The sequence below is a fragment of the Nitratireductor lacus genome (genome assembly GCF_056431025.1).
In genome coordinates this window covers 35,452-49,272 of the sequence record NZ_JBWKMB010000002.1, presented here as the reverse complement: position 1 = coordinate 49,272, position 13,821 = coordinate 35,452, and the positions used below count along the sequence as shown (strand labels likewise).

General features: G+C 62.9%; 11 protein-coding genes and 1 riboswitch. All 11 genes read right to left on the bottom strand.

Translation table 11 applies throughout. The annotated features are described in order from the left end of the window. Window positions 1-23: 23 nt before the first annotated feature. Window positions 24-143, bottom strand: a complete 120-nt coding sequence (gene cydX / locus AC07E3_RS02015; RefSeq protein ID WP_007010164.1) for a cytochrome bd-I oxidase subunit CydX — start codon at window positions 141-143, stop codon at window positions 24-26. Window positions 144-174: 31 nt separating this feature from the next. After that, window positions 175-1,332 carry a cytochrome d ubiquinol oxidase subunit II gene (cydB, locus tag AC07E3_RS02010; RefSeq protein WP_478360156.1) on the bottom strand — a complete coding sequence of 386 codons (1,158 nt, stop codon included), beginning with the start codon at window positions 1,330-1,332 and terminating at the stop codon, window positions 175-177. A gap of 5 nt (window positions 1,333-1,337) precedes the next feature. Then, window positions 1,338-2,915 (bottom strand): cytochrome ubiquinol oxidase subunit I, encoded by a 1,578-nt coding sequence (locus AC07E3_RS02005; protein ID WP_478360155.1) that lies wholly within the window; start codon window positions 2,913-2,915, stop codon window positions 1,338-1,340. A gap of 46 nt (window positions 2,916-2,961) precedes the next feature. Then, window positions 2,962-4,653 (bottom strand): thiol reductant ABC exporter subunit CydC, encoded by a 1,692-nt coding sequence (cydC, locus tag AC07E3_RS02000; protein ID WP_478360154.1) that lies wholly within the window; start codon window positions 4,651-4,653, stop codon window positions 2,962-2,964. Continuing rightward, entirely contained in the window at window positions 4,650-6,410 is a 1,761-nt protein-coding gene (gene cydD / locus AC07E3_RS01995) for a thiol reductant ABC exporter subunit CydD (RefSeq protein WP_478360153.1), read from the bottom strand. Before cydD ends, cydC begins: the two co-directional genes overlap by 4 nt. Continuing rightward, window positions 6,407-6,979 (bottom strand): GbsR/MarR family transcriptional regulator, encoded by a 573-nt coding sequence (locus AC07E3_RS01990; RefSeq protein WP_478360152.1) that lies wholly within the window; start codon window positions 6,977-6,979, stop codon window positions 6,407-6,409. The genes cydD and AC07E3_RS01990 overlap by 4 nt, the downstream gene beginning before the upstream one ends. A gap of 285 nt (window positions 6,980-7,264) precedes the next feature. After that, window positions 7,265-8,584 carry an O-antigen ligase family protein gene (locus AC07E3_RS01985; RefSeq protein WP_478360151.1) on the bottom strand — a complete coding sequence of 440 codons (1,320 nt, stop codon included), beginning with the start codon at window positions 8,582-8,584 and terminating at the stop codon, window positions 7,265-7,267. A 140-nt stretch (window positions 8,585-8,724) separates the two neighbouring features. Beyond that, window positions 8,725-9,567, bottom strand: coding sequence for an ABC transporter ATP-binding protein (locus AC07E3_RS01980; RefSeq protein WP_478360150.1), 843 nt, complete (start codon window positions 9,565-9,567; stop codon window positions 8,725-8,727). Further along, on the bottom strand, window positions 9,564-10,733 hold the full coding sequence (locus tag AC07E3_RS01975) for a FecCD family ABC transporter permease (protein WP_478360149.1): 1,170 nt from the start codon (window positions 10,731-10,733) through the stop codon (window positions 9,564-9,566). Before AC07E3_RS01975 ends, AC07E3_RS01980 begins: the two co-directional genes overlap by 4 nt. A 21-nt stretch (window positions 10,734-10,754) precedes the next feature. After that, window positions 10,755-11,687 carry an ABC transporter substrate-binding protein gene (locus AC07E3_RS01970; RefSeq protein WP_478360148.1) on the bottom strand — a complete coding sequence of 311 codons (933 nt, stop codon included), beginning with the start codon at window positions 11,685-11,687 and terminating at the stop codon, window positions 10,755-10,757. Window positions 11,688-11,740: 53 nt separating this feature from the next. Further along, entirely contained in the window at window positions 11,741-12,799 is a 1,059-nt protein-coding gene (locus AC07E3_RS01965; RefSeq protein ID WP_478360147.1) for an LLM class flavin-dependent oxidoreductase, read from the bottom strand. Window positions 12,800-12,957: 158 nt separating this feature from the next. Further along, a riboswitch (cobalamin riboswitch) is annotated at window positions 12,958-13,154 on the bottom strand. Window positions 13,155-13,821: the final 667 nt, after the last annotated feature.

Below are 13,821 nucleotides of genomic sequence, written 5' to 3'. Positions count from 1 at the left end.
GCACGAGGCCGGCGTCCGGCGGTTCATTGCGTTTCGGCTTCTTTTTTCTTCGCCGCGTCGTCCATCAGCTCGTACCACATCGCGTTGAGAACGGCGAAAGCCGCAGCGAGGGGAAGTCCGAGCAACCATGCGAAATACCACATGTCGTGATCTCCTTTTGTCTCACAGCAACGCTCAATAAGCGTGGCCCTTGCCTTTCTCGATTTCGTTTGCGTCGACCTTGCCCCACAAAACCCGATAGACCCAGCTCGTATAGGCGACGATCAGCGGCACGAAGAACGCCGTCACAACCAGCATGATGAACAGGGTCAGGTGGCTCGAAGATGCATCCCACACCGTCAGGCTCGCGCCGGGTGCGATGGAAGACGGCAGGATGAAGGGGAACATCGACAGGCCGACGGTGGAGATGATGCCGATGATCGACACCGCACTGGCAAGCAGGGTCGGCACCTCACGCCGGGCACGGAACAGAACGAGCGCGAGGGCCGCGCCGGCAAAACCGAGTGCTGGCGCGATCATTGTCCATGGATGCGCCGCGTAATTGTCGAACCAGGCGCCGCCAGCCTGCTCCACGGTCTTGGCAAGCGGGTTGGACGGGCCGTCGGTGATGATGGCGCTTGTGATGCGGAACCCATCAATGCCGGCCCAAAGCCAGAGTCCACCGAGCGCAAAGATCACGATGGTGGCCATGGCGGCGACGCTGCCAAAGGCGCGGCTGCGCGCGGCAACCGCTCCCTCGGTCTTCACCATCAGCCAGGATGCGCCATGCATGATGAGCATCGCCACCGAGAGAAGACCGCACAGGAGCGCAAACGGGTTAAGCAGCTCGAACAATGTCGTGCCTTCGTAGAAAATCCGCAGGTCATTTTCGAGCCGGAACGGCACCCCCTGCAGGACATTGCCCACCGCAACGCCGAAGATCAGCGCCGGCACGAAACCGCCAATGAACAGCGCCCAGTCCCAGCTCGTGCGCCAGGCGGTGTTCTCGCGCTTCGACCGGTATTTGAACGCCACGGGACGCAGGATGAGCGCGAAGACCACGGCGAACATGGCAAGATAGAAGCCCGAGAAGGACACCGCATAAAGCGGAGGCCAGGCCGCAAAGATGGCGCCGCCACCAACGATCAGCCAGACCTGATTGCCTTCCCAGACGGGGCCGACAGCGTTGATCACGACGCGGCGCTCCGTGTCGGTCTTTGCCACGAAGGGCAGGAGCGTTCCGGTACCGAGATCGAAGCCGTCGGTGACCGCGAAACCGATGAGCAGCACGCCGAGCAGTCCCCACCAGATAACACGCAGCGTTTCATAGTCGATAAGAGTGTGCAGGATCATTGTTCTTACTCCGCCGGAACGAAAGCACGCGGACCGAACTCGGCCTCGGGCTCTTCGTCTGGTTCAGGCCCCTTGCGAATGGCGCGCAGCATCAGCGTCATTTCGACGATGAAGAGCACGGTGTAGATCAGCGAGAAGCCGATGATCGTCATCAGCACCGTGGAAGCGCCAAGGTTCGACACAGCCACGGCCGTGGGCAGAACGCCTTCGATAATCCATGGCTGGCGCCCGAACTCCGCGACGATCCAGCCGCATTCCGCGGCGATCCACGGAAGCGGAATGGCAAAGACCGCGATGCGCAGGAGAAAGGGATAGCGGTCCAGCCTGTGTCGCGCCGACAGATAGAAGAACACCCCCATCAGCAGGATGAAGAAGAAACCCAGTCCAACCATGATGCGGAAGGTCCAGAACAGCGTCGGCACGTTTGGAACCGTGTCGTTTGCCGCCTGCGTGATCTGCGCGTCCGTGGCTTCGCGCGGATCGTCGAGATAGGGCTTCAGAAGCAGTGCGTATCCGAGGTCCGCACCGCTTTCCTCGAACGCTGTCCTGACATCATCGGGAATGGCATCCGTGCTGCCGGCGGAGCGGATTTTCTGCAATGCATCATAGGCGACAATGCCTTTTCTGATGCGCTCTTCCGCACGCTCGACCAGTTCCTCGATGCCGGGAATCTGCGTGTCGAGCGAGCGGGTGCTGATGATGCCCATGACCCACGGGATGTGAACCGCATAATGCGTTTCTCGCGCTTCCTGATCCGGGAACCCGAAAGCGGTGAAGGAAGCCGGTGCCGGTTCAGTTTCCCACATGGCCTCAATGGCGGCGAGCTTCATCTTCTGGTGCTCGGTGGCGAGATAACCGCTTTCATCGCCCAGCACCACGACCGAGAGCGCCGAGGCCAAGCCGAAAGAGGCGGCGACCGTCATGGAGCGCCTGGCGAGTTCCAGATGCCTGCCCTTGAGCACGTACCAGGCAGAGACGCCGAGGACGAATACAGAGGCCGTGACATAACCGGCCGACACGGTGTGAACGAACTTCGCCTGTGCCACCGGGTTCATGAGCACGGCATAAAAATCCGTGACTTCCATGCGCATGGTCTGGGGGTTGAAGGCGGAGCCTACGGGATTCTGCATCCAGCCATTGGCGATGAGAATCCAGAGGGCGGAAAAATTGGAGCCGATGGCGACCGCCCAGGCAGAGGCAAGGTGTCCGAGTTTGGAGAGCTTGTCCCAGCCAAAGAAGAACAGGCCGACAAAGGTCGCCTCCAGGAAGAAGGCCATGAGGCCCTCAATCGCCAGAGGTGCGCCAAAGATGTCGCCCACATAGTGGCTGTAATAACTCCAGTTCATGCCGAACTGGAACTCCATGACGATGCCTGTGGCGACGCCGAGCACGAAATTGATGCCGAACAGCGTGCCCCAGAATTTCGTCATCTGCCGCCAGATGGTGCGGCCCGTCATCACATAGACCGTCTCCATGATGGCGACCAGCACCGACAGTCCGAGCGTCAGCGGGACGAACAGAAAGTGGTAGAGCGCGGTGATCGCAAATTGCAACCGCGAGAGATCGACGATGTTCAGTTCCATTGTACCATCCGGCTGTCCGGCTCCTTTGGTCGTCGGGGGGAAGCGCTCATTCCGGTCTCAGACCGTCGAGCAAAGAATTGTATTCGGCCGTGCCGCGGCGCGCTTCGGCGAGGAGGCGGCCCTGCCCCATGCGCAGGATGCGATCTGCGCCTTCGGCCTCACGGCGGATGTGTGTTGACACCACGAGCGTTCTGCCGGCCGCGAACCGTCCAACCCGCGCAATCACGTCGTTGGCGGTTTCACGGTCCAGCCCCTCGGTGGGCTCGTCGAGCAACCAGACTGGTGCGTCCCGCAGCAACAGCCGGGCCAGCGCAAGCCTCCGGGCCTGCCCGGTGGAAAGGCCCGTACCGCCCTCGCCCAGCATGGTGTCGAGCCCAAACGGCAAGCGTTCCAGCAATCGTGACAGGCCTGCCGCTTCCAGCGCGACATGCATCTCATCGTCGCCGGCCGCCGGGTTGGCCAGCGCGAGATTGCCACGCAGCGTGTCGCTGAACAGCTCCGTGCGCTGTGTAAACAGGATTGCGGGAAGGCTGGCGACCGCGCCATCGACGAGCGTCATCTCGCCGGCGAGAGCCGCCAGCAGCGATGACTTGCCGGCCCCGCTCGTACCAATCACCGCAATGCGCTCACCCTGTTCGATCTGCAGTGAAACATCGGCAAGCGCCGAATAGGCCGCACCCGGATGCGCGGCGGTGACATGTGCCATGTATACCGCCGTCTGCGCGGCTTCCGACTCATTATTTGCCGGCGTACTATCTTGCGCTCTCAGCCGTGGCCCGACGCGGCGGACGGCTGTCAGCGTGCGTCCAAGCTCGACAGCACCGCGCCGCAGGGCGGTAAACGGTTCTGTTGCGGTCAGGCCGATGAGCAGTGCCAGTGCGGCGACGGGTGCGCTGATGCGCCCGGCTCCCGCGAGTTCCGCGCCGGCGACCAGAATAGCGGCAAGCAGCACCGCGCCGGCGATGCCGAGCGTGATGCTGACGCCCGTTTCCGTCCTGTTCATCGCATCGTCGGCCTCGGCCAGGCGCCGGTCGGCCTCGGCAACCGCCTCGCGCTGGGCAGAGATCCGCCCGGCCATGGCGAGTTCGCTTTGCCCGCGCACAAGGTCAATGCTGCGCGCACGCAGAACCTCAAGCGCGTGCGCGCGGCGGCGTGCCGGCTTTTGGGCATGGCGCGCAGCGATCGTGGGCACACCGAGCCCGACTGCCAGCAGGAACAGCGAAGAAGCGACGCCAAGCCGGATGTCGATAAAACCAAGCGCCAGCCCGGCGACAACAGCCGCACCTGCTGCCGAGAATAGTGGCACGAGCACGCGCAGGTAAAGCGAGTCCAGCGCGTCGATATCGTTGGTCAGCCGGAAAAGTAGACGGGCCGGCCGCGCTGCCATAGCGCGCGCCGCGCCTGCGACCGCCCAGCCGCGAAACAGCCTTTCGCGCAGCTCGGCCAGCACTTCCAGCGTTGCATCATGGGTGGCGATGCGTTCGCCATAGCGCGATGCCGTACGGGCAAGCGCCAGGAAGCGAATGCCGGCGGATGGAGCAAACACATCGAAGGCGAGGGCCGTCGCCAGCGAAAGCCCGGCGATGGCCGTGGCAGTGATGAACCAGCCCGAAAGCCCCAGAAGCGCAATGCCGCACAAAACGGTGGCAAGCGAGAGGAGTGCGCCGGCGAGAAGCCTGCTGCGGTTGCCGGACCAGAAGAGCGAAGCGACGGCGCGAAGATTGCGATTGCCCGTCATGACCCGGCTCCAGCCGTTTCGGGTGCTTTCAGCGTGATGACGCGATCCATGCGGGCGGCAAGCACGGGATCATGCGTGGCAACGACCAGCGTCTTGCCGCGGCTGACCCGCAGAAGGCTTTCGGTGATTTCGCGCGCGGTTTCACGGTCGAGATGCGCGGTGGGTTCATCGGCCAGAACCAAACCAGCCTGCGGCGTCGCGCTAGCGCGCGCCAGCGCCAGCCGGAGTGCTTCGCCACCGGAAAGGCCAAAGCCGCCTTCGCCGATCATCGCCGGCCCGCGCCGAGCCGCAAGGTCCGACAGGCTTACCGCCTCGAGCGCCGCCGAGACACGCACCGGATCCACATCGGCGCGGCCCATTGTTACATTGCTCCTGATCGTGCCGGGGAAGATGTGCGGATCCTGCCCGATCCAGGCGATGGAGGCGCGCAGGTCTGCGACATTTGCGCTATCCACGACCAGTCCGCCGATGCGAATGGTTCCGCTCTCCGGCACGACCAGTCCCGCAATGAGCGCAAGCAGTGTGGATTTCCCCTCGCCGCTCGGCGCAACAAGCGCGATGCGCTCGCCGGGCTTCACCTCAAGATCGAAACCGTGGAAGACCGGGACAGCCCCTTCCACGTGGCGGAAGACAAGCTTTTCGACTGACAGCGACAGCGCTCCGCAAGCCCCAATCCGACCGCCCTTCGCGGCAGACACGGCCACAGTCCTTCGCCCCGACGCCGCCAGCCTCTTCAACGCGTCGAAAGCAGCCTCGCCCGATGCCCGGTCATGCCACACAGCGGAGAGATCGCGCAGTGGCTCGAAGAAGGACGGCGCCAGAAGCAGGATGAACAGCCCCTCCGCCAGGGAGAGCCTGCCGCCCCATGCGCCGAAATTCAGCTCGCCAAGCAGGTGGAACCCCACATAGACGGCGACCATGGCGACGCCGAGCGCAGCAAAGAGTTCCAACACGGCGGAGGAAAGAAACGCGATACGCAACACGGCCATTGTGCGGCCTCGAAGGTCTTCGGCACTGGCACGCAGCTGCGTTGCCGTGCGATCCACGGCGTCGAAACTGCGGATCGTTGTCAGTCCACGCAGCCGGTCCATGAGAAACGCGTTCATGCTGCCCATCTCGGCGAGTTGCTCTTCGCTTGCCTGCTTGGCGCGCCAGCCGACCAGAGCCATGAAGATCGGGATCAGCGGTGCCGCGATGAGCAGCACCAGCGCCGCCGCCCACGAAAACACCAGCACGCAGGCAAGGATCGCCAGCGGAACGATCATTGCCCTGGACCGCGCCGGACGGAAGCGGGCGACATAGGGAACGACGGCCTCCGCCTGCTCGGCAAGTGTGCTCGCGGCGAACCCCGATGAGGGCCGCGTAACATCGAGCGGCGAGGTTTCGGCAAGAGCCGCAACCGCGTCGTTGCGCAGCGCGCTCAACTGGCTCCGCACCTGACGAAACGCCAGCCGACTGCCCGCGCCATCCATCACCGCACGCGCGATGCCGAGAACAAGAATGCCAAGGGCCGGCAGCCATGCCGCGGAAGCGTCGCTACCGGCGGCAATGCTGCCGACAGCCAGCGCCAGTAGACCCGCCTGGGGAAGCCAGAGCAGCGATGCCGTCGTTTGCAGTAGCACCGCGGCCCTGCTGACCCCGTCGCGCGCAGACAGCGTGTCCGCAATCTCATCTGGACGCGCCTGCGGCATCACAGCAGCGGTGCGCCCGGCGGCCTCAGGGCGTCGTCGTCCTATACCGGCGTCGAGCGTTGTCATGACGTCTTCGGCTCCGTGCGCTTGCGACCGAGCGAGACAATGCGGTCCTTGGCGTCGAGCAGTCTTGTCACCTTTGCACCAAGGTTCAGCAGGGTCGCCAGTTGCTCCGTCTCCAGATGCTTCACATCGTCATACCACTTCGTCAATTGCTCGATGAGGGTCTGCATCTCGGCGAGGCGGGCCTGCGCGTGGCGCTCTTCCTCGCTGCCGGGTGTCTGCATCAGAAGCTCGCGGAGGACCGAAAGCGTGGGATCCACCTCGCGCTTCTTGCGCTCTTCAGCCAGCGTCCGCAGGATCTGCCAGACATCGTCCGGTGTCGTGAAATAATCCCTCCTGTCATCGGGAATATGTTTCAGGATGACGAGATTCCAAGCCTGAAGCTCGCGCAGGCTCATGGAGACGTTGGAACGCGAAATGGACAGCGCCTCGACAATGTCATCCGCGCAGAGCGGCTTGGAAGACGCATAAAGAAGCGCGTAAATCTGCCCCACCGTGCGATTGATGCCCCAGCGGCTGCCCATTTCTCCAAAGTGCAACACGAAAGACTGCAGGAGCGGCGGGAGGTTCATGATGAGGGTCCTGACACTGGAGTGTTTTCGCTTTTCGCTGAACCGCAAAAACGCTCTATCCTGTTGTTTTTGCGCAACTCCAAAGGGAAAGCCGGTTTCCACATTTCCTGGAATTGCTTTAATTTCAGAAATTACTGAAATTCATGTACGTCCATGCACCACGGAAGGCAAGTCTACGGCCGTTGGTGCGCCGTTATGCAGCAGGCCCGCAATACGCAGCGCGGTGCACGCCCCGCAACCAGCTTGTGGCAGGGCGCCATGACGCCTGAATGTCGGTTTGTTTCGTCAGCGCAGCGCCTGGCTCGGCACCCTGAAGCGCGCGACAAGCCGCATGCCAAGCACACCCATCACGAAAAACATCCAGACAGGGTCCGTCCGACGAAAGAAGAAGCTCTCGAGGAATGCGTTGAACACGCAGAACGTGACCACCATCATGAAGAAATCGGCCAGAAAGACATTTTCCCGATAGAGCGGCGTGCGCATGTAGTCGCGCAGCGGCACCAGCAGAAAGGTGGTGATGGCGACGGCAAGCGCCGGAAGCCCCATGCCGAGTGCAATGTCGATATATCCATTGTGGCCGTGCACAATGCCGCGAATGTCCCACGGACGGTCGAAGGGCTGGTCGGAGGTGAACACGAACTCCGTCAGCCAGAAATTGTCGAAGCCATATCCGAAAAACGGTCTCTGGGCGATCATGTCTCCGGCAAAGTCCCAGACCGGCGTGCGCCCCGTATAGGTGAGATCGGGCGCAAGCGTCGCTGCCAGTTCCTTCACCGGGCCGATAAAGACGATGCCGAGGGTGGCAATGGCCAGCGCGCTGACGGCGGCAATCACCAGTGCCGGAACCAGAAACCGCAGGCCAAAAATGCCAGGCAACGCGATCAGCATGCCTGCAAGCGGCACCGTGGCAGTGGTTGTCTTGGAGCCGGTATGGAAGACGAAGATCATCGCCAGGATGGCCATCGTTGCGCCGGACCAGCGCCAACCCCGGCGCCACAGATAGAGGCCGGCGAAGGCCAGTCCGGCCATCACCGGTCCGGCGATGTTCTTGTGCGTGAAGACGCCGCGCCAGAGGCCGGCGTGCTGGGACTCCACATCAAAGGCCTGATGGACCGCGACATCGCGCATGGCAATCACGCCGAAATAGGACAATCCGAGGATCACAAAGCCGGCGCAGACCAGCACTCGCGAAAACGCGTCCGCATCGCGCGGCAGGGTCAGAATCGCAGCCACCGTGACGATGCCGATGACCGAGAAGGCCACCGTGCGCATCGTGTCGCTCGGTACCGGCGTGTTGAGCGTGGCGACAGCCACAAACCCCAGGAGAAGAATCCACCATGGGCTGAACAGCGAGACAAGGACGCGCCGGTCAACCAGCATCAGAAGCGAAGCCACGGCAATCGCCCCAAGCGCACCGAAGCCGAGCTGGTTGACGATGTCGCCGCCGCTGCCGCTCACCTGTGGTCCGGCAGGCTGAAAGGGGCGGAAGGAAATCATCAGAACCGTGAACAGCGCCGCTGCAATGGCGGTGGAGGGCTGCCCGGTGGCAGCCATGCGGGCAACGAATGACGACCCCGACCAGCGCTGTTCGGCAAGACTGCTCATCGCATCACGCACACCCGGCAGGGCGGCAGCACCTGCGCGCTACGTCCATCAAATCCGGGAAAGTCCGCGTTGCTCACCATTGGGGCCGAAACCTGTTGCACTCACTTCATAAAGCGCCCCCTCGCTTAAGACCGCGTTAATTATAACAGCGGCCCCGATGCCTGTTCTGCGGTCTCCACTGCGCGCGCCGGCTGCCCGATGGGCGGCGCGGCCGATGGCATCACCCAGACGGTTCCGGTTTCGGGATGCCGGGCGATCGTTGCATCGATGCGGTAGACACGCCGGAGCAGCTCCGGCGTCAGAACCGTTTCGGGGGTTCCCACAGCCACCAGGCGGCCATGATCAAGCACACAAAGCCGGTCGCAGAACATGGCTGCGAGATTGAGATCGTGAAGTGCGGCCACCACCGTGATTTCAAGCCCGCGCATGAAGCGCAGGAGCTGAAGCTGATGGTGGATGTCGAGATGGTTCGTCGGCTCATCAAGTATCAGAAGACGCGGCTGCTGCACCAGCGCACGCGCAACGAGAACGCGCTGCCGCTCCCCACCGGAAAGTGTGCGGAAAGCGCGGTCCTGAAGCGGCGCCAGCCCGAGAAGCGCCATTGCCGCCGCAATCAGCGTGTGATCGTGCGGCGTATCAGGCTCGAGAAGTTTCTTGTGCGCCGAGCGGCCCATGGCGACCACGTCGCGCACCGTCAGGGGAAACTCCGCCGGCATATCCTGAAGCACCGCACCCACATTGCGCGCCACCCATTCCGTGGGCTGCTGCCACGCATCTTCACCGTTCACGAGCACCGTGCCCGATGCCGGCCGGTTTATGCGGTAGATGGTTCGCAACAGGCTCGATTTGCCTGCGCCGTTCGGCCCAAGAAGGCCGACCATCTCACCTTCCGAAACGCTGATCGACACATTGTCGACCAGCGTCTTTGCGCCGGTGCGCACGGTGACCGAACGCAGATCGAGCGTGCCGGGCCGAACACTCATCGCGCACCCCCGAGTGCGCGCGCATCGCGCCGCAGAAGCCAGATGAAGAACGGGCCGCCCACGAGCGCCGTGACGATGCCGACGGGCAGCTCCAGCGGCGCGATCACTGTGCGGGCGACAAGATCGGCGCCAATGGTGAAGCTCGCACCGAGAAGCGCCACCGCCGGCAGTGCGCGACGATGATCCGCTCCGACGAGAAACCGCACGATGTGTGGCATGATGAGACCGACAAACCCGATCACGCCGCTCACCGCCACGGTGATGCCGGTGAGCGCGGCTGCCAGTACAAACATGCTCTGACGGAAACGCTGGACGTTGAGCCCGAGCGCCACCGCGCTCTCGTCTCCCGCCATCAGGAGGTTCAGACGGCGGGCCTGCACCAGCATTACGCCAAGCCCAAGCGCAAGGGCAACGAGCGGGATGGGAATGAGCTTCCACTGCGCGGTGCCGAAGCCACCCAGTGTCCAGAACAAGACCCGTGAGGCGAGCTGCGGATCGGGCGATGTGAGCACAATCAGGCTTGTGAGCGCACTCAGGATCGCGCTCATCGCCACACCGGCAAGCACAAGTCGCGTCGGCGTCATGTGCCCGCCCGTTCGCGCAACCCAGAACACTGCGAAGAGTGTCACCAGTCCGCCGAGAAAGGCCGAGATGTGCAGCGTGAACACGCCGAGGCCAAGAAGCCCCCAGCGCATCACCACCACGGCGCCCGTTGCCGCACCGGAGGAAACGCCGAGGATGCTCGGGCCTGCCAGTGGATTGCGGACGATGGACTGGATCGTCATGCCGGTTACCCCCAGGCTCGCGCCGACAAGGGCGGCGAGCACGACACGCGGCATGCGCGTCTGGACGACAATGGTCTCATAGACCGCGCGCCAGTCAGGCTCCACCAACCCGTCGCCGGCCACCACATTGGCGAGAATGGCGACCGCCGTTCCACCGGGTATATGCACGGAGCCGAACATCAGTCCCGCAATGGCCATGCCCAGGAGCAGCCCCACCATCAGGAGAATGACCAGCGCATAGCCCTGCGACCCGCCGCTCGCCGCGCGGGCGGAAGTGACAGGGCGAAGAGCCGCGCCTCGCGCAGGCGGTGCTGACTGGAGCACGGCAAGCAGCGCTTCGTGGCTGTCTGGATCGTCCTTCCTCGGGGCGGGAGCATGCATCCTGTGAGTTCCGCTCGCCTGCTATTCGCCCATCCGCGCGGGATGGAAAGCGCGAGCCAGTTTCTCCACCGCATCGATGGAGCTCGGCCCCGGCTGGCCCCAGACGGAATCGATCGTCACAAACCTTTCACCGACAATGCCCGGCACGTCCCTGATGGTCGGGTTCGCCTTCAATATCTCGATCCGTCCCTGGCCCAGCTCACCGGCAGGGTCACCGACCACCTGGCCGCCGGCGGTGCCGGAGTAATAGACGACGATGTATTCAGGCATACGCTCGGCGATCTGCTCCCATGACACCTGACCATAGCGATTTGCGACATCGCCAAAGATGTTCTCGCCACCGGCCCGCGACACGACATGCGACAACATGGTGTTGCCAAGAACGGCGCGTGGGGCGGATTCTCCCCCGTTGAAGATGAACACCGGTATGGCGTCCGCGCCTTTGAGCCCCTCTTCCACTGCAGCGAGCCGTTTTTCAATGTCGGCGATCAGTGCTTCGCCGCGCTCGCGCACGCCGAAGATGGCAGATACAGAGCGGATTTCGGCGTAGAGTTCATCGAAGCCGAATTTGCCGAGATTGCAGCCTTCGGTGTTGAGCCGCGTCTTCATGCCCAGATCATGCAACTGGTCGCGCGTGTGGCGGCTTTCGCTGAACCCGTCCGGATAGCCGGCATAGACAAAATCGGCCTCCACCTCGATAAGCTGCTCGGTGGTGGCGACAAGTGGCGAAAGCACGGGAACCCCTCTATACGCTTCCTCATATTGCGGGCTGATCTGGAGGTTCGCCATATAGGAGGTGCCCGCCATGCGGTCTTCCAGCCCCAGAGCCAGCATCATCTCCGTCGCGTTGTTGCTGAGCGTCACGGCCCTTGCCGGCGGTGCCTCATAGGTGGTGGTGACACCGCAGTTCTCATCCGTATAGGGAAAGCCCGCTCCATCTGCGAAAGCAGGCATCGAAGCCGCCAATAGACCCGCGACCGCAAAAGCGCGGAGACCGCCATAACGCATCATGAATTCACTCCTTGCAAAGCCGGCTCATTCCCGGCGTTTTCAGATGGGGTTGGTGAAGAGGCCTGCCTGTCGAAAGCCGGAAGCACTTCGGCAGCAAAAAGCTCCATGCCCCTGAGCGCTACATCGTTGGCGATCAGGCCATTGGCGCTGAACAGGCAGCGAATGCTGCTGGAACCCGTGCGTGCCGAAAGCGCACACAGTTGTGCGTGGCAATCCTCTGGTGTCCCCGCGATGGTGAAATCAGCCATCATCAAAGCGCGGCTGCGCGGCTCTGGCGGCGTCATCCCGCGTGCCAGCGCGCGTTCGGCACGACGCGTGTTCAGTCTATCGAGAAGCATGTCGACCCGCTCATCAGCTTCAGCCCGGGTCGGCGCAATCACCACGTAACGCGAGAGCGACGAGGTCGTGAGCGATGCTCGCGACGCGCCATGCCGATCAAGTGCGGCGTGAAACACGGGCAATTGCCGCGCCTCGTTCGGTTCGAGACTGAGCAGCAGCGGAAACCCGTTTCGCGCGGCGATGTCGACGGTTTCTTCTGAGACGCCGGCCACGTAGACGGGCGGATGCGGTTTCTGCACCGGAGGCGGTCCGACGGCGACATTGGCGAATTTCCAGGGTCCGGCATCGGCAGAGCAATGCGGCTTTGTCCACGCATCGATCATGATCCTGAGCGCCTCGCAGAAGCGACGGTGCGCATCATCACGCGCAATCTCAAGAGCAGTGAAAGTCGCGGGCTCCGTGCCACGTCCGATGCCCACATCGACCCGGCCGCCGCTCTGAAAATCAAGCTGTGCGATCTGCTCGGCCAGCATGAGCGGGTGATAGAGCGGCAGGACGAGGATCGACGTGCCGAAGCGCAGCCGCTCCGTACGCGCCAGGATTTCTGCGCCGAGCAACAGCGTCGACGGATAGGGCAGCGCCTCCCGGGCGAAGTGAAACTCGTTGAACCAGATGCCGCCAAAGCCAAGCGCATCGGCGCGTTCCACGAGGCGCATGAGAGCAGCGTGGTCGCCCAATGCCCCCTCCCGCGCAAATCCAGCCAGATCAACGCGCATTCGGGCCACCTGCAGCAACCGATGGGAAAAGATGGGAACGATTCATTTGAAATGATATAACATATCGAACGCAATCGAGTCTGTTAAATCGTCTCGTCGCCGGCGAAGCCGCGCCTGCATACATTCTGATCCTCCTGCCGGCGCACCTCGTCCGGCGTTTATGGTCGATGCATGAGGCAGGTCTCCTGGCTCGCGGCTCGGACGTTCGCTCCGCCTTCCCGGCTCTGGCCAGTGGCATTGGAAAGAACTTGCCGCTTACAGTTGCGAGGGCAGCCCCGGAATTGATCCCGCCAGGAGATCGCACCGGGTTCCCTTTTCATCCGCAGGATGCGGAACCGCATGCGGGAGCGACCCTAGCGGCGAAGCCGTCGCCGCGCAACACACCGCAGCCGGGTTCCATGACAAAATCATCGGCACGACCGAGCCGGCTCGAACGCCCTGCCAGTCCTGTGGCCGCCTTCGGTCCGAAGTCCGCCATCCATAGGCGAAAATCCGGGCCTTCCGCTGCATCGGCGTTGGCACATTCCGACGGAAGGCAACCGATGGCGGAGCTAAAGCATCGGACCGAAAAGTGGAATCCGGTTTTCGGATTATTCCGATGCTCCATCAAGAATTCAGATCGTCCTTTGTGCGTCCGGATGAACGCGCGGCGATCTAGTGTTTGATTTATAAATGAATGTATGCTTCATATATAAACATTGAGCACGCCGGTCGGATGGCTGCTCACCTCGGGGGGTGCAGTCGGGTGGACACGTCTCGTTTAATGGGCAGCTCTGATCGAGCGACAAATTGCAGGCAGAATGCCGGATTTCCGTGCGCCCTGACCTGCCTGCAGCCTGTGGCCACAGGCTCTGCGTCGCAGCAGTCGAGGCGGTCGGTGCTTTGACCGGGCGCCTTCAGACGCGTTGGGGCGCCATCATCAGCATCGCCAGCTCAAACGATGCCAGGCCCACTATGCCGGTGGTGTCAGCAAACAGGCTGCCATCGTGGCCTCACGCAGGAGGTGTGGGGCTTTGTGATGA